The sequence below is a fragment of the Nostocoides sp. genome (assembly GCF_037045025.1).
Lineage (GTDB): Bacteria > Actinomycetota > Actinomycetes > Actinomycetales > Dermatophilaceae > Nostocoides_A.
In genome coordinates, this window is sequence record NZ_JBAOHM010000019.1 from 16,447 (window position 1) to 31,591 (window position 15,145).

Below are 15,145 nucleotides of genomic sequence, written 5' to 3' on the forward strand. Positions count from 1 at the left end.
GCATGGCGCCGGACCACGCCGACGGGCCGGGAGCCGGCCGGGACCGGGACGCCGGCGGCCGGCCCCGCCAGGCCCGGCCACGGGATGCTCTCGGCCGGCCGCTCCCGTATGGTGCCGCGGGGGTCGAGCCGGTCCCCGAGATCCCGCTGCCCCCACGGGACGCTCTCGCCGCTGCCGCCGGCCTCCTCGATGACGGCCGCCCGTTCGCCGCCCACGAAGTCCTCGAAGCCCGGTGGAAGGCCGCGCCGGCGACCGAGCGCGACCTGTGGCAAGGGCTCGCCCAGATCTGCGTCGCGCTGACCCATGCCGCCCGCGGCAACGCCACCGGCGCGCAGCGCCTCGTCGAGCGCGCGGCCGCCCGGCTGGAAGCGCACTCCGCCGGGGGCGGAGCGGCATACGGACTGGACCTGGGCGCGGTGGTGAGCTGCGCCCGCGCGGGAATCGCCGGCGAGCAGGCCCAGCGCGCGTGCCTCACGGCGCTGCTCAGGCCACCGACGTGATGGCCGCGAGCGCTCCGCAGTAGCGCTCCAGGTCGGCGGGCAAGAATCGTCCAGCGCTGCCCAGGTCATGCGTTACCAACCGGAAGACTAACGCCCGCAACAGATTCGGCTCGCCGATCTCGGGATGTGCGGTGACCAGCTCGGGGCCGGCGCCCTCCCAGGTCAGCGCGTCGACGACCACCACCGCCTCGGCGAACCGGCACGGCCGCCAATACGGCGACAGATCGATCACCAGCGGCGGCAGGTCGTCGTCGACCAGCACATTCGCGGTCAGGTCGCCGTGCACGAGTTGACTCGGCTCGCAGGCCGCTGTCAGCCGGGGCAGGATCTGGTCCAGCAGCGGCACGCCGGCAAAACCCGCCGGGTCAAGCTCGCCGAAGGCCACCCGGTCCCCCGTCGACCACCAGTCGACGCGCCGGTCCAGGAACTGCGGGCGCGGCACGTCGGCGACGGCGCGATGGAATCGCCGGCCCGCCTCGATCACCCGGCTCCATTCTCGAACCGGCCGCCGGCCCGGTTCGAAGCGCCACGCGATCCAGCCGCCGTCGGTCAACTGCCCCTCCTCGGTGCGCAGGAGCGGCGCCACCCGGAAGTCGCTGCGCCCGTCCAGACGCTCCAGCAGGGCGGCGTGCCAGTCCAGCGACTCGAGGGGCAGGTCCAGGGGCTTGAGGCCAACGTCCCCGCAGCGCCAGGCCCGGCCGTGGAAGCCGCCGGCTAACCGGACGAGCTCGCCGCGCGCCCCGAACGCCGCGATCACCTCCGGCGGCGGCTGCCCATCCATCTCAGGCGTGCGCCGACGGCGAATCGCCGGCGGCCGGTTCGAGCACACCCCGCTCGGTCGCGATCGCGCTGACCCACCGAGCCGGAGTGACGTCGAAGGCCGGATTGTGCCCGGGGGTCCCGTCCGGCACCACCGCCACCGCCCCGTATGCCGTCACTTCCGCCCCGTCGCGCTCCTCGATCGCGATCTGCTCACCCGAGGCGGTGGCCAGGTCGACCGTCGACCACGGCGCCGCGACGAGGAACGGGATGCCGGCGGCGTGGCAGGCCAGGGCCACCCCGAGCGTCCCGATCTTGTTGGCGACATCGCCGTTGGCCGCGATCCGGTCGGCGCCGACGACCGCGGCGTCCACCCGGCCGCCGAGGATCGTCGCCGCGGCCGCGCCGTCGACCTGCACCGCGTGCGGAATGCCTTCTCCCGCAAGCTCGTATGCCGTCAGCCGCGCCCCCTGCAGCAGCGGCCGGGTCTCGTCGGCATAGACGAACTCCACCCGCCCGCGCTGGTGCAGTTCGCGGATCACCCCCAGCGCTGTGCCCCACGCCGAGGTCGCCAGCGCACCGGCGTTGCAGTGGGTCAGCAGCCGCAGCCGCGGGCGATCGATCCGGTCGAGCAGCCAGTCGGCACCCAGCCGGGACAACTCCCGGTTCGCGGCCTCGTCCGCAGCCGCAAGCCGCAGCGCGGCCGCCAGCACGGCGTCCCGCCCCTGCGCGCGCAGGGACAGCACGTGATCCACACCCCACGCCAGGTTGACCGCGGTCGGCCGAGCGGTTCGCACCCGCGTGATCGCCGCGTCCAACCGCGCCGGATCCCAGCCCTCCCGCGCGGCCTCGTCGAGGGCCAGCACGACACCGAGCGCCCCGGCCACCCCGAGCGCGGGCGCGCCCCGCACGGCCAGCCGGGCGATCGCGTCGACCAATTCCGACGTCGACCGCACGAGCACGACCTCGGACCGCCCCGGCAACAGGGTCTGATCGAGCAGCGCGATGCCGCCGCCCGCCTCGTCCCACACGATCGTCGGGGTGAGCATCAGCGCTCCCGCAGCCCCCGCGAATACTCCTCGCAGGCGGCATACGTGGGAAGGGAACCGGCCGCGAGCGCCTCGGCCAACGACGGCGCCGCCTGGTCCTTGGCCGACAGCAGCGGCTCCCCCACCTCGGCCGGCAGGCGCAACCCCACCTGCGGGTCGAGCGGGTGGATGCCGTGTTCACGCCGCGGGTTGTATGCAGCGGTCACCAGGTACATCGCGGTCGTCGCCTCTGCCAGCGCGACGAACGCGTGCCCGGCCCCCTCGGGCAGATAGACCGCCCGCCGCGTCTCGGTGTCCAACTGCACCGAGTCCCACATTCCGAAGGTCGGCGACCCGACCCGCAGGTCGATGACATAGTCGAGCAGCGCCCCGGTCACCGCAGTCACGTATTTCGCTTGCGAGGGAGGCACATCCGCGTAGTGGATGCCGCGCATTACTCCGCGTGCCGACACCGAGATGTTGGTCTGCACGATGTCCGGCCGGTGCCCGACATGCTCCGCCAACAGGTCGGCGCGGAACTCCTCGTAGAACAACCCGCGCCCGTCCGGGATCACCTTCGGCGTGATCTCGAAGGCACCCTCGACGGCCAAGGCCCGGATGATCATCGGGGCCCGCTCCCCTTGTCCGACAACAACCCTCGCAGGTAGGCGCCGTACCCGCTCTTGTCCAGGTCCGCGGCCAGACCGGCCAACTCGGCGTCGCTGATCCACCCGTTGCGCCAGGCGATCTCCTCCACGCAGCCGACCTTCAGCCCTTGCCGGGCCTCGACGACGTGGACGAACTGGGCCGACTCCATCAACCCCTCCACCGTGCCCGTATCCAGCCAGGCGGTGCCCCGCGGCAGCACGCTGACCCGCAGCCGGCCCTGGCGCAGATAGGCCTCGTTGACCGCGGTGATCTCCAGCTCGCCGCGGGCGCTCGGCCGCAGCGACCGGGCGATCTCGACGACGTCGCGGTCGTAGAAGTAGAGGCCGGGAACGGCATACGAGGACCTCGGTGTGGTCGGCTTCTCCTCGATGGACAAGACCGTCCCGTCGGGCGCGAACTCGACCACCCCATAGGCCGACGGATCGGCCACGTGATAGGCGAAAATGTGCCCGCCGTCGAGATCGGCGTTGCCGCGCAACGCGGTTCCCAGGCCGGTGCCATAAAACAGGTTGTCCCCGAGGATCAACGCGACGCTCGAGTCGCCGATGTGCTCGGCGCCGATGGTGAACGCCTGGGCCAGCCCCTCGGGGCGGGGCTGGACGGCATACGTCAACGCGATCCCCCAGCGGGAACCGTCGCCGAGCAGGCGCTCGAACTGCGGCCGGTCCTGCGGCGTGGTGATAACCAGGATCTCCCGGATCCCGGCCATGAGCAGCGTCGACAGCGGGTAGTAGATCATCGGCTTGTCGCAGACCGGCATCAACTGCTTGCTGATCGCCAGGGTAATGGGGTGCAGGCGGCTGCCGGTGCCACCGGCGAGGATGATCCCTTTCACGCGCGGAAGTGTATGCGGGTAGTTTTGCCCCTTGTGCGAGTGCTGGTCACCGGAGGCGCCGGTTTCATCGGGTCCAACTTCGTTCTGCGCGTCCGGGCCAACCGCCCCGACTGGCGCCTGACTGTCCTCGACGCGATGACGTATGCCGCCAACCCCGCCTCCCTCGACCCGGTCGCCGGCGAGGTCGACATCATCAAGGGTTCGGTCACCGACCCGGGACTCGTTGACGAGCTGGTCGCCGCCCACGACCTCGTCGTCCACTTCGCCGCCGACTCCCACAACGACAACTCGCTGCAAGACCCCTGGCCGTTCCTGGACACCAATGTGATCGGCACCTATCAGCTGATCCAGGCCGTGCGCCGGCACGACAAGCGGCTGCACCACATCTCGACCGACGAGGTCTACGGCGATCTCGAATTGGACGACCCGGCCCGGTTCACCGAGACCACGCCGATGAACCCGTCCAGCCCCTATTCGGCGACCAAGGCCAGCGCCGACCTGCTCGTCAAGGCCTGGACCCGCTCCTTCGGGCTGCGCGCCACACTGTCCAACTGCTCCAACAACTATGGCCCGCGCCAGCATCCCGAGAAGTTCATCCCGCGCCAGATCACCGGCATCCTCGACGGGGTGCGGCCCAAGCTCTATGGCGAGGGCCGCAATGTCCGGGACTGGATCCACGTCGATGACCACAACGACGCCGTGGTCGCGATCATCGAGCAGGGGCGCATCGGCGAGACCTATTTGATCGGCGCCGACGGCGAGCACAACAACCGGGACCTGCTCGCGCTGATCCTGGAGCTGATGGGCAAGACCGCCGACTGGTTCGACTTCGTCCCCGACCGGCCCGGGCACGACCTGCGCTATGCGATCGATGCGAGCAAGCTGCGCGCCGAGACCGACTGGCGACCCCGGCACGCCGACATCCGCGACGGCCTGGCCCAGACCATCGCCTGGTATGCCGCCAACGAGGGCTGGTGGCGCACCGCCAAGGCCGTCGCCGAGTCGCGCTACGCCCAGGTCGGCCGCTGATGACCCGCTGGCTGGTCACCGGTGCCGGTGGCATGCTCGCCCACGACCTGCTGCTCCAGCTCGCGGGCGCGGACGTCACCGCCTTGACCCGGGCCGAGCTCGACGTCACCGATCCGGAGGCGACCCGCGCCGCCGTCGCCGGCCACGACGTCATCGTCAACTGCGCCGCCTACGCCCAGGTCGACGCCGCCGAGAGCAACGAAGGTGCGGCATTCGCCGTCAACGCCGTCGGCGCGGCCAACCTCGCCCGGGCCGCCGCCGCGGCCGGCGCCAGGCTGGTCCATGTCTCGACCGACTATGTCTTCTCCGGCGAGGTCTTCTCCGGCGAGGCGAGCAGGCCGTATGCCGAGGACGCCCCGCTCGCGCCGCGCACGGCATACGGACGGAGCAAGGCCGCCGGGGAGTGGGCCGCGCTCGCGAGCTGCCCCCGCACGTGGGTCGTGCGCACGGCCTGGCTGTTCGGCGCCGGCGGCCCCAATTTCGTCACGACCATGGCGCGGTTGGCGCAGGAGCGCGACGAGCTGACCGTGGTCGCCGACCAGTTCGGCCAGCCGACCTGGACGCGCGACGTCGCGGCGGCGATCGTGCGGCTGGTCGCGCGGGACGCGGCATACGGCATCTGGCATGCGACCAGTCAGGGGCAGGCGAGCTGGCACGACTTCGCCCAGGAGATCTTCCGCCTGCGGGGCTTGGACCCGGAGCGGGTCCGGCCGATCGCGAGCGTCGACTATCCCCGCCCGGCGCCCCGCCCCGCCTGGTCGGTGCTCGGCCATGAACGCTGGCGCGCCGCCGGTATGCCGCTGCTCCCGCCCTGGCGCGAGAACCTTGCGCGGGCCTTGCCGCTGGTGGTTCCGACCACACCTCGATAGCTATCGAGCCCGGTAACCCCGCGGTTCAAGCGGCGCAGGTACCCTCGCCACGTGCGTGTCCTTCGCGTCTCCCATAGCGCCGTCGTCGACGCCTGGCGCGACCGGGAGCGGGAGCTGGAGAAGCTCGGGGTCGAGGTGACGTTGGTCTCCTCCCGCCGCTGGAATGAGGGCGGCTTTCCGGTGACGCTGGTCCCGCGCGAAGGCGAAAAGGTCCACCCGGTCGCCACGATCGGCTCACACCCGGCGGTCTTCCTCTATGACCCGCGCCAGCTGTGGCGGCTGCTGGCGCAGCCCTGGGATGTCATCGACATCCACGAGGAGCCGTTCTCCCTGGCCATCGCCGAAGTGCTGCTCCTTAAGCTGCTGCGGCGCCAGCCGGCCCCCTATGTCTTCTACTCGGCGCAGAACATCTTCAAGCGCTTCCCGATCCCCTTTCGCTGGATCGAGCTCTGGTCGGTGCGACACGCGGCGGGCGCCTATCCGTGCAGCAATGCGATCGCCCGCATCCTGCGGGTCAAGGGCATGCGCGGTCCGATCCGGGTCATCCCCCTCGGCCTCGACCCCGAACTGTTCCGACCCGACAAGGGCGATCTCGCCGAGCCCGACAACGAGGTCGTCGACGTCGGCTATGTCGGGCGGCTGGAGCGCCACAAGGGGTTGGACGTGCTCTTCGAGGCGATCGAACGGGATCCGGCGCTGCACCTGCGGCTGGCCGGCGCCGGCTCCCGCGAGCCGCGCCTGCAGCGGTGGAGCCGCAATCCCTTCCTCGCCGGCCGAGTGCAGTTCCTCGGTCCGCTGCACCAGCAGGAGCTTCCCGCGTTCTATCGATCGGTCGACGTCATCGCGATCCCGTCGTTGACGACCCGGTCCTGGAAGGAGCAGTTCGGGCGGGTCGCCGCCGAGGCGATCGCCTGCGGCACACCGGTCGTCTCCTCCGACAGCGGTGCGTTGCCGGAGCTGGTCGCGGGCGCGGGCACCGTTGTCCCGGAGCGCAACCCCGCTCGCCTCGCCGCCGCGCTGGCCGGCTATCGCGGGCGGCGCCACCACGCGGGCCATCGGGCCGTCGACGTCTCCCATCTCGCCTGGCGCTCGGTCGCCCGCGCGCAGCTGCGGCTGTATGAGGAGGCGCGCGCACACCTGCGCACCGGGCGCCCCGCCCGCATCGACCTACCCGACACCCGGGCAGCAGCCCCACCACTGGAGGTGGTCGTCGTCGCCTATGGGCGGGCGGACCTCCTGTCCGGGGCGCTGGAACCGCTGCAGGGCGTGCACGTGATCGTGGTCGACAACTCCTCATCGGCCCAGGTGCGGGAGGTCGCCGAGGCCGCCGGGGCCGACTACGTCGACCCGGGCCGCAACCTCGGATTCGCGGCCGGCGTCAACGAGGCGCTGCGCCACCGCCGCCATGTCGACTCCGATGTGCTCCTACTGAACCCGGACGCGCGGATCGCGATGGCCGACATCGTGGCCCTGCAGGACCGCTTAGCGGCCGACCCGACCTTGGCGAGCGTGGCGCCGAGCCAGCACGACGCGGCCGGCGCCCCGGCGCGAGTGACCTGGCCGCTTCCGCGCCCCGCGTGGTCGTGGCTGTGGAGCGTCGGCCTGGCTCGGTTGGCGGGCGGCCCGACCTATGTCGTCGGCTCGATCCTGCTCATCCGGGGAGCGGCCTTGGCCGATGTCGGCGGCTTCGACGAGCGGCTCTTCCTGTATGCCGAGGAGACCGACTGGGCCAAGCGTGCGGTCGATCGTGGTTGGCGTCATCAAGAGGTCACCGGGATCGACGCCCTGCACCTGGGCGGCGCGACGAGCACCGACCCGGTCCGCCGGGAGCAGCTCTTCCACGCCTCCCAGGAGCGTTTCATGCGCAAGCACTTCCGCTCCCCCTCGGCTGGAACTCTGTCCGCGCGGCGGTCGTGTTGGGTACACTCGCCCGGATGCCATTCGAGCCGCGCGATGAGGAGTTGCGCCGCCGGCTACGGCTCTACGTGGACGGCCCGGTTCGCACCGAGGCCCGCCGGCGGGCGAGCGGCTGATGCTGCGGGTGGTGCGGTATGCGGTGGCCGTGGCCACCGCCGTTGTGGTCGCGGCCGGCTTGGGCTATGCGATTCCCGGCCACCCCTTCTATGCGATGCTCGCTGCGGTTGCTGTTCTTGCCTTGGGTCTGTCGCTCAGCGAGCCGGCGCTGATCCCGCTGCTCGCCTTGCCCGTCCTCCCCTCCCCGGCGCGAGTGAGCGTCCTGGGCGTCGGATTGACGGTCTCCGACGTCGCGCTCGCCATCGCCTCGTTGTCCGCCTTCGTCGCCGCCTATCGCGGCGTCGATCCGCCGACCCGCCGAATCCTTTGGCTGATCGCGCTCTATCAGTTCGTCACGGTCTTTGCGCTGCTCAACAACGTCTACCGCGCCAATATCGTCGAGTGGGTGCACGCGGGGGTGCTCACCGCGGGTGGGCTACTCGTCGGGTGGACCGTCGGCGTGCGCGGGTTCGCCCGGCACGGTGTCCGGCTGCTCGTTGGCATGTCGGCCTTCTTGGCGCTCGGCGCGTTGGTCTTGGCGGCGCGCAGCTACGCCGGGGGGGATTTCGGGCCGATCTACCCGTTGTGGCCCTACTTCATGCACAAGAATCTCGCGGGCACGGTCTTCGCGCTGGGCGCTATCACGTGTTATGTCCGCCCGCCGTGGGCCGGCTTGACCCGCTGGCAGGCGGCGATCGCCTTCTATGTCCTGGCCGGCGCACTTCTGGCGACGCAGTCCCGCCAGGCGATGATCGGGCTCGCGCTCGCCATCGGGATTGTCGCAATCGGCCGCCACCCCGAGGCGCGCCGCTCCCGGATCGCCCTAATCATCGCGGCCGTGCTCCTCGTCGTTGCCTGGGTGATGGTGCGCGACCAGCTCCGGTCCGGGGACCGGTTCAACTCGATCAACACGCGCACCGACTTCTACACCGAGGCCCTGGCCGTGTGGCGCGATCACCCGTGGATCGGCGCCGGTCTGCGCTGGTGGTACACCGATAGGTATCCCGTGTCCTTCCAACCGCCCAACGCCGAGTTGGAGGTGCTCACGACCGTGGGGGTGGTCGGGCTGATCGCCTTCCTGATCCACATCATCGGCACCTGGCTCGTGCTGCGCCGGCTCGAGGCCACCTACGCCCTCTTGGCGTTGATGGTCTTGCTGGTTCGGCTGACGCAGAGCCAATTCGACATCTATTGGGTGAGCGTCCAGGCATCCTTGCCCTTTGTCCTCATCGGCCTCAGTCTCGGCGCCCGCGCCCACGATCAGAATGAGGTTCCCTGGCTGCGCGATATCCACCACGGTTCGCGCTCGGCCCGCCCCCGCAGGCCCGCCGAGGTGAGCGGATGAGGATCGTCCACCTCGTGGTGACCGACGCCTTCGCCGGCGTGGAGCGGCATGTCACGACGCTGGCGGCGCACCAGTTCGACCACGGGCACCGGGTGACGGTGCTCGGCTGCGACGCCGAGCAGTTCCGGGCTGCCGTGGCCGGGCGGCCGGTTGCCCACCATGGCGCGGCGAGTCTGGCGGCCGCAGCGCGAGCGTTGACGGGCACCGAGCGCCCCGATGTCCTGCACGTCCATATGACCGCCGCCGAGATCGTCGCGGCCTTAAGCCCCCGCCACGTGGGCGTGCCGCTGGTGGCTACCCGCCACTTCGCCCAGCACCGCGGATCCTCGCGCCCGGCCAAGCTCATCGGTGGCCTGGCCGCTCGCCGGATAGCGGCGCAGATCGCCGTCAGCCGGCATGTCGCCGAACACATCGAGGGCGCGAGCGTCGTCGTGCCCGCAGGTGTTGCGCCGCAACCGCTGCCCGATCCCGCCAGCCGCGACCGGATCGTCCTCGTCGCCCAGCGGTTGGAGGCCGAGAAGGCCACCGACGTCGCCCTCCATGCGTTTGCCCGTTCCGGGCTTCGAGGGGACGGCTGGCGCCTGGCCGTCGCGGGAGCCGGCGCCCTGGAGGGGCCGCTGCGCGCCCTCGCCGCCGATCTTGGGATTGGCGAGGCCACCGACTTCCTCGGTCACCGCCACGATGTGGACGCGCTCATGCGCGACAGCGGTCTACTGCTCGCTCCCTGCCCCGCGGAGGGTTTGGGGATCACCGTGCTCGAGGCGATGTCGCACGGGCTGCCGGTAGTGGCGGCTGCCGCGGGTGGGCACCTGGAGACGGCCGGCCGAGCGCCCGCAGCCGCGCTCTTCCCTGTGGGTGACGCCGCCGCAGCCGCTCGTCAACTCGGCCGGTTGGCAGCCGACCCGCGCGCTCGGGCGGCATACGGAGAACAGCTGTGGCGGGTGCAGCGGGAGGGGTTCACCCCCCAGAGCCAGGCCGCTGCCGTCGAACGGGTCTATCGGAGCATCCTGTGACCGACATCGTGCTGGTGTCGCTGGAGGCATGGGACGCGGTGTGGCGGCGCAACCAACACCTGACCCACCAGCTGCTGCGGCTCGACCCGAGCCTGCGAGTGCTCTTCGTCGAGCCGGCCGCCGACCCGGTGCACCAGCTGCGCCTAAGCCGCACCCCGGTAGCGACGCGAGGCGCGGGGTTGCGTCCCGGTCCGGAGGCGCCCGGGCGATTGTGGCTCTTCCAGGGCACCAAGTGGCTCCCTCGACGTCTGGATGCCCGGGCCGACGACCGGATCGCGGCCGCGATCATTCGCAGCGCCCACAGGCTTGGGATGACCGATCCGCTGTTGTGGGTCAACGATCCCGACGGGGTTGCGGTGGCGCGCCGGACCCGGTGGCGTTGCCTCTATGACATCACCGACGACTGGACGCTCGCCGAACGCCCCGAGCGCGAGCGGGCGCGCATCCGCGAGCATGACGCCGCGCTGTTGAGCCTGGCCGACGAGGTGATCGTGTGTTCGCCGGCCCTGGTGACGAGCAAATCGACCACCCGGCCGGTCACCCTCGTGCCCAACGCCGTGGACCTCGCCGCCTTCGCCGTCGATCATGCCCGGCCGGCCGATCTGCCGACCGGGCCGGTTGCGCTCTATCTCGGCACCGTGCATCCCGACCGGATGGACCTGGAGTTGACGGCCCGGACCTCGCGCGAACTCGCCGCGGCGGACGGCCGGCTCGTGCTCGTCGGGCCGGCACCACTAGCGGCATCCGGCCGCCACCGCCTGGTCGATGCGGGGGTGGTGTTGCTCGGCCCGCGCCCTGCTCCGTCGGTGCCGGCCTACCTGCTGCACGCAGACGTGCTGGTCGTCCCGCACGTGCGCACACCCTTCACCGAAAGCCTCGACCCGATCAAGCGCTATGAGTACCTGGCCGCGCGACGACCGGTCGTCAGCACCCCGGTGGCGGGCTTTCGCGAACTGGCCGGTCCGGGCGTGACGATTTGTGATCCCGCGGACTTCCCGAGCACCGTGCGGGCCGCGCTCTTCGACGCAGAGCGTCGGGCGCCGGCCGTGCCCATCCCGGACTGGGGGCTGCGCGCCCGGGAAGTGCACGAGCGCATCGGCGTTGTGACAGCAACGACCGATCGCTAGGGGCAATATCGACCGTCCGTAACAGCTATTATTTGATCGTGCGCACCTAATAGGTGCGCCAGCATGGACGCTGTGCGCGTCGAGAATCACATTACCACGCGCCGCGCGGCATTGCCGCGCGGACAAGGAGGGCATTCGCGCGTGACCGTCCCCACTCACCTCGGCGTGGGCCCAGGATGACGATGACCATGCCCCTGGCCGCCGACCTCGCCCACCGGGCGGCTATCGATTCCCCCGGAGCGTGGGTGCCGGACATGGTTCGAGCCGCCTTCGGCCACGTGGCCCTCCAAGAGGTCGCCGAGACGGCCGGAGTCGACCTGTTGCATGTCAAGGGCCCGGCGCTCGACTCGGCACTGTCCTGGGCTGGCCGGACCAGTTCGGATGCCGACGTGCTCGTCCGGCCCCGGCACCTGGTCCGGCTTCTCACCGCTGTCAGCGGTGTTGGCTGGCGGCAATATGACACCTTCGCCGCCAGCTCCGCCTTCTCCCATGCGATCACCTTTCACCACGACTGGTGGGGGTATGCCGACATCCACCGGCTGGTGCCCGGCTTCCGGGTCGCGCCCGAGGAGGCCTTCGACTACCTCTGGCACCGGCGCGAAACCACGCACATCGCCGGCCGGCCCTGCCCGGTCCCCGATCGCGCCGCCCAGGCCCTCGTCCTCCTCCTCCATGCCGCACGTTCGCGCAATCCGTCAAAGGGCGAGCAGGACCTCGATCAGGCGTGGTTCGCCCAGCGCCCGGACTTTCGCGACGAGGTTCGGCGAACCGCGGCCATTCTCGATGCCCAGATGCCGCTGGCGGTGGCGCTCGACGACGATGTCGACGCCTACTGGGACGATCCCGATCTGGACCTGTGGATGGTCCTGTCCAGCGGCGGGTCGCGCCTACGCGAATGGAAGGCCAGGATCAAGGGCTCCCACGGGATGCGCGGCAAAGCGGCCACCGTTGCCAAGTCGGTCGTGGTCAACACCGACCACTTGGCGATCATGCTGGGGCGCACCCCCACCGCCCAGGATGTGGCCAAGGAGGTCGTCGCGCGGGTCGCTCGCGGCGTCGCCGAGGAGTATCGTGCCGGCACCTGGCGCCCACGGTGGCCCCGGTGAGCCGCCATCTGCGCCTGGCCGACGACGCCGGCATCATCGAGCAGGCTGACGAGTTCCAGCTCAGTCCGGTCACCTATCTCGCCAAGCTCCCCCAAGGGCCGATCCTCTCCCTGGCCGGAAGCGCCCAGGTCATCTGGGTGGAGGCCGTCGCTGGACCCCTGGACGATCTGGCCGAGCGGGTCGCCGCGCGATTCGGAATGCCCACGGCCGAGATCGTGGCCGATGTGCAGGGCTTCGTCGCGGAATTGGTGCGTGCCCAGGTTGTCACCATCATCGGGGACGACGGCTCCGCCGCATGAGCACCGGCGCCGTCGACCAGCGCCGTCGCCTCAGTGCGGCCTTCCGCCCGCGCAACTACGTCGCGCTGGCGCGGATGCTGCGCACCTTCGCCGACCCGGCCGACGCCCTGCGTCGCTATGTCACCAGCCGCGGGGAGTTCCCCTGGACGGCCCGGCTGCGCACGCCCCTCGGGCCAATTGCGCTGACGATTCCGCACCCGCATGATGTGCGGACTCTGAATGAAGTCTTTTGTCGCCAGGACTACGGCAGCGAGCGACCCCGGGTGGTGGTCGATATCGGGGGCAACATCGGGTTGACCGCGGTGTACTTCCTGACGCGGCGCCCGGACAGCCGCGTTTACGTCTTCGAGCCGGTTCCGAACAATCTGAACACATTGCGCGCCAATGTGTCCGCGTTCGCTGACCGGTGCGTGGTGTCCGAGCAGGCGGTCGGCGTGACCGGCGGCGTCGCCGAGTTCCTCGTCGAGCCGGTCGGGCGCTACGGCGGCCTGCGCGAGTACACCCGGGGCGACTACGACTTCACGGTGATATCGGTTCCGTGTCTCACGATCGCCGACGCGCTGCGGCAGGTCCTGCACACGGAAGGGTCGATCGACCTGGTCAAGATCGACACCGAAGGAAGCGAGGAGGCCCTGGTCGCGGCCATCCCCGACGATGTGTGGCCCCGCATCGGCGAGGTCGCCTACGAGCGCGCTGGTGGCGTCGTGCAGCTGGCGTCCCCGCTGCGGTCGGAGGGCGGAGGCCGGGGAGGGTGACCGCTGCTCGCGCTACGCGGCGGGGCGCCCTACGCGCCACCGTGGCCGGGCTGATCCGGCGCGGGAACCGGACGGTGATGCTGACGCCCTCGCCGGGGCCCCGGTTCGGCAACTATCTCTATTACTGGTTGCACGCCCACATCCGACAAGAGTGCGGTGACGACCTGCGCGTGCAGGCCCAGAATGTCGTCGCGCCGTGGTTGGCGCAGCTGCCCGCTCTGGCCGGGCTCAGCGTGCCGACCGGCGGCGTCCGCCCCTGGGACCGGCGGGTGTGGCCGGCCACCAACCACCACCAGGCCTTCGGCAGCGACTTCTCTGCCACCCAGCTGGACCGGTTCATCCGGCACCGCCTGCTCGATTCGCCGCTCCTCGCGCGGGCTGACCAGCCGTCCGCGGGGACCGTCGTCGTGAACGTGCGGCGTGGCGACTATTACAGCGTTCCAAAGTTTGCCCAGCTGTTCGCCTTCGACATCGCCGCTTATCTCGCGATCGCCGTCGAGCGCGTCCGCGCGCGCGGCCCGATCGAACGAATCCACGTCGTCTCGGACGATCCGCGGTGGTGTCGCGAGGCCCTCGATACCCAGCTGCGGGCCGTGGCGGCGCACGTCGACTACAGGGGTTGCCAGTCCCCGGAGGAAGACTTCGCGACGATCGCGGGCGCTACCCGGCTGATCGGCACGAACTCGACGTTTTCCTATTGGGGGGGCTACACCGCCACCGCCCGCTTCCCGCAGGCGCACATCGTCATGCCACGATTCCACGCTCGCTCGGTTCCTGACGGCCGCGCCTACCAACTCGACCCGTCCTGGGATGTCGTCGAGGAGTTGCCCGGCGGCTGGGGTATGCCGCCCGGGATAGGGTGACGGGGTGGACTCCCCTCCACTCATCGACGTCGTCGTGGCCACCAACAGATGCTCGCCATTTCTTGCCGAAACGCTCGACTCCGTTCTCGCCCAGACGTGGACGCACTGGCGGTTGACGCTCGTCGATGACGGCTCGCCCGATCCCGAGGCGAACGCCGCTGCCCTGTCCGCCGTTTCGCGAGCACGCATCGTGCGCCAACGGCCCGCGGGGTTGGCCGCAGCCCGCAACACCGGAATAGCGGCCACGACCGGGGAGTTCCTCGTCTTCCTCGATGACGACGACACCTGGGAGCCTGAGCGTCTCGAGCGCCAGGCCGTGGCCCTGCAGGCCAGCCCGGACGCGGTTGCAGCCTGCTCGGGCGGCAGCTACATCGCCGCCGATGGCACCCCCTTCGGCGAGGGCTGGCACGCCCGTCCGGCGGCCACTTCGACGTTCCTACGCGGGCTGGCCGAGCTGCCCCGCATCACCACCTTGATGGTGCGCCGGTCGGCGATCGTTGCCGTGGGCGGCTTCGACCCGCGCTATTCCAGCGCCGAGGACATCGATCTCGCCCTGAAGCTGGTCCGGCTCGGGCAGGTGATCCCGATCGACGAACCGCTGGTGCGCTATCGCCGACACAGCGACAACATGACCGTGACGATGCCGTCTCTGGTCATGCAGCGCAACTTCGAGACGGTCCTGCTGACCCAGGCCGCCGCCGTGCGAGGTGCCGGGGATACCCAGGCCGCCGACCACCTGAGCGAGTTCCTGACCCGCGTGCGCCGTCAGCATGCCGCCGAACTACATCGGCGAATCGCCATCCACGCCCGGGAGCATCGGCTCGCGCCGATCGCGCGCGACCTGGTCTGGACCGTGCCCCGGGCACCGCTGGCGGCCCTCTCCGGCGCGGGGCGAGCCATCCTGCGCTGGGTGCGCCGCCGTCGTTGACGCTTGC

The 15,145-nt window shown here is 70.8% G+C and carries 15 protein-coding genes and 1 pseudogene; 12 read left to right on the forward strand and 4 right to left on the reverse strand.

Annotated features, from left to right (window positions below; all coding sequences use genetic code 11):
- Positions 1–2: 2 nt before the first annotated feature.
- Entirely contained in the window at positions 3–500 is a 498-nt protein-coding gene (locus V9G19_RS27240; protein WP_462288514.1) for a DUF309 domain-containing protein, read from the forward strand.
- On the opposite strand, the gene V9G19_RS27245 is transcribed toward V9G19_RS27240, so the two are convergent.
- The 4 genes from V9G19_RS27245 to rfbA are packed head-to-tail and all read right to left on the reverse strand — an operon-like array spanning position 484 to position 3,791.
- Positions 484–1,281: a TIGR02569 family protein gene (locus V9G19_RS27245; RefSeq protein WP_462288515.1), complete on the reverse strand. Its 798-nt coding sequence runs from the start codon at positions 1,279–1,281 to the stop codon at positions 484–486. The two genes, V9G19_RS27240 and V9G19_RS27245, sit on opposite strands and share 17 nt — an antisense overlap.
- 1 nt (position 1,282) lies before the next feature.
- Complete coding sequence (gene mtnA / locus V9G19_RS27250) at positions 1,283–2,308, reverse strand: S-methyl-5-thioribose-1-phosphate isomerase (RefSeq protein ID WP_462288516.1); 1,026 nt, start codon at positions 2,306–2,308, stop codon at positions 1,283–1,285.
- Positions 2,308–2,913, reverse strand: coding sequence for a dTDP-4-dehydrorhamnose 3,5-epimerase family protein (locus tag V9G19_RS27255; protein ID WP_462288517.1), 606 nt, complete (start codon positions 2,911–2,913; stop codon positions 2,308–2,310). Before V9G19_RS27255 ends, mtnA begins: the two co-directional genes overlap by 1 nt.
- Positions 2,910–3,791 (reverse strand): glucose-1-phosphate thymidylyltransferase RfbA, encoded by an 882-nt coding sequence (rfbA, locus tag V9G19_RS27260; protein ID WP_462288518.1) that lies wholly within the window; start codon positions 3,789–3,791, stop codon positions 2,910–2,912. The genes V9G19_RS27255 and rfbA overlap by 4 nt, the downstream gene beginning before the upstream one ends.
- 33 nt (positions 3,792–3,824) lie before the next feature.
- On the opposite strand from rfbA, the gene rfbB reads away from it, so the two are divergent.
- From rfbB to V9G19_RS27315, 11 genes and pseudogenes are all read left to right on the forward strand, one after another.
- Positions 3,825–4,820 carry a dTDP-glucose 4,6-dehydratase gene (rfbB, locus tag V9G19_RS27265; RefSeq protein WP_462288716.1) on the forward strand — a complete coding sequence of 332 codons (996 nt, stop codon included), beginning with the start codon at positions 3,825–3,827 and terminating at the stop codon, positions 4,818–4,820.
- Entirely contained in the window at positions 4,820–5,689 is an 870-nt protein-coding gene (gene rfbD, locus V9G19_RS27270) for a dTDP-4-dehydrorhamnose reductase (RefSeq protein ID WP_462288519.1), read from the forward strand. Before rfbB ends, rfbD begins: the two co-directional genes overlap by 1 nt.
- Positions 5,690–6,211: 522 nt before the next feature.
- Positions 6,212–7,393 (forward strand): annotated as a pseudogene (locus tag V9G19_RS27275) (glycosyltransferase); the annotation flags it as partial.
- A gap of 328 nt (positions 7,394–7,721) precedes the next feature.
- A complete protein-coding gene (locus V9G19_RS27280) occupies positions 7,722–9,047 on the forward strand; it encodes an O-antigen ligase family protein (RefSeq protein WP_462288520.1) in 1,326 nt (441 codons plus the stop codon).
- Entirely contained in the window at positions 9,044–10,060 is a 1,017-nt protein-coding gene (locus tag V9G19_RS27285; protein WP_462288521.1) for a glycosyltransferase family 4 protein, read from the forward strand. The genes V9G19_RS27280 and V9G19_RS27285 overlap by 4 nt, the downstream gene beginning before the upstream one ends.
- A complete protein-coding gene (locus tag V9G19_RS27290) occupies positions 10,057–11,187 on the forward strand; it encodes a glycosyltransferase (RefSeq protein ID WP_462288522.1) in 1,131 nt (376 codons plus the stop codon). The genes V9G19_RS27285 and V9G19_RS27290 overlap by 4 nt, the downstream gene beginning before the upstream one ends.
- 182 nt (positions 11,188–11,369) lie before the next feature.
- On the forward strand, positions 11,370–12,293 hold the full coding sequence (locus V9G19_RS27295) for a nucleotidyltransferase family protein (protein ID WP_462288523.1): 924 nt from the start codon (positions 11,370–11,372) through the stop codon (positions 12,291–12,293).
- On the forward strand, positions 12,290–12,592 hold the full coding sequence (locus tag V9G19_RS27300) for a PqqD family protein (protein WP_462288524.1): 303 nt from the start codon (positions 12,290–12,292) through the stop codon (positions 12,590–12,592). The genes V9G19_RS27295 and V9G19_RS27300 overlap by 4 nt, the downstream gene beginning before the upstream one ends.
- Positions 12,589–13,347 (forward strand): FkbM family methyltransferase, encoded by a 759-nt coding sequence (locus tag V9G19_RS27305; RefSeq protein WP_462288525.1) that lies wholly within the window; start codon positions 12,589–12,591, stop codon positions 13,345–13,347. The genes V9G19_RS27300 and V9G19_RS27305 overlap by 4 nt, the downstream gene beginning before the upstream one ends.
- The gene (locus V9G19_RS27310; protein ID WP_462288526.1) at positions 13,344–14,210 is read left to right on the forward strand and encodes an alpha-1,2-fucosyltransferase; all 867 of its coding nucleotides are present in this window, start codon (positions 13,344–13,346) and stop codon (positions 14,208–14,210) included. The genes V9G19_RS27305 and V9G19_RS27310 overlap by 4 nt, the downstream gene beginning before the upstream one ends.
- Before the next feature lie 4 nt (positions 14,211–14,214).
- Positions 14,215–15,138: a glycosyltransferase family 2 protein gene (locus V9G19_RS27315; protein WP_462288527.1), complete on the forward strand. Its 924-nt coding sequence runs from the start codon at positions 14,215–14,217 to the stop codon at positions 15,136–15,138.
- Positions 15,139–15,145 lie beyond the last annotated feature (7 nt).

What these genes read in the sequence shown, in the direction of transcription:
- mtnA (WP_462288516.1), bottom strand. Translation starts at nt 2,308, where the DNA reads ATGCTCACCCCGACGATCGTGTGGGACGAGGCGGGCGGCGGCATCGCG.
- rfbD (WP_462288519.1), top strand. Translation starts at nt 4,820, where the DNA reads ATGACCCGCTGGCTGGTCACCGGTGCCGGTGGCATGCTCGCCCACGAC.
- V9G19_RS27245 (WP_462288515.1), bottom strand. Translation starts at nt 1,281, where the DNA reads ATGGATGGGCAGCCGCCGCCGGAGGTGATCGCGGCGTTCGGGGCGCGC.
- V9G19_RS27255 (WP_462288517.1), bottom strand. Translation starts at nt 2,913, where the DNA reads ATGATCATCCGGGCCTTGGCCGTCGAGGGTGCCTTCGAGATCACGCCG.
- V9G19_RS27285 (WP_462288521.1), top strand. Translation starts at nt 9,044, where the DNA reads ATGAGGATCGTCCACCTCGTGGTGACCGACGCCTTCGCCGGCGTGGAG.
- V9G19_RS27295 (WP_462288523.1), top strand. Translation starts at nt 11,370, where the DNA reads ATGACCATGCCCCTGGCCGCCGACCTCGCCCACCGGGCGGCTATCGAT.
- V9G19_RS27240 (WP_462288514.1), top strand. Translation starts at nt 3, where the DNA reads ATGGCGCCGGACCACGCCGACGGGCCGGGAGCCGGCCGGGACCGGGAC.
- V9G19_RS27280 (WP_462288520.1), top strand. Translation starts at nt 7,722, where the DNA reads ATGCTGCGGGTGGTGCGGTATGCGGTGGCCGTGGCCACCGCCGTTGTG.
- V9G19_RS27305 (WP_462288525.1), top strand. Translation starts at nt 12,589, where the DNA reads ATGAGCACCGGCGCCGTCGACCAGCGCCGTCGCCTCAGTGCGGCCTTC.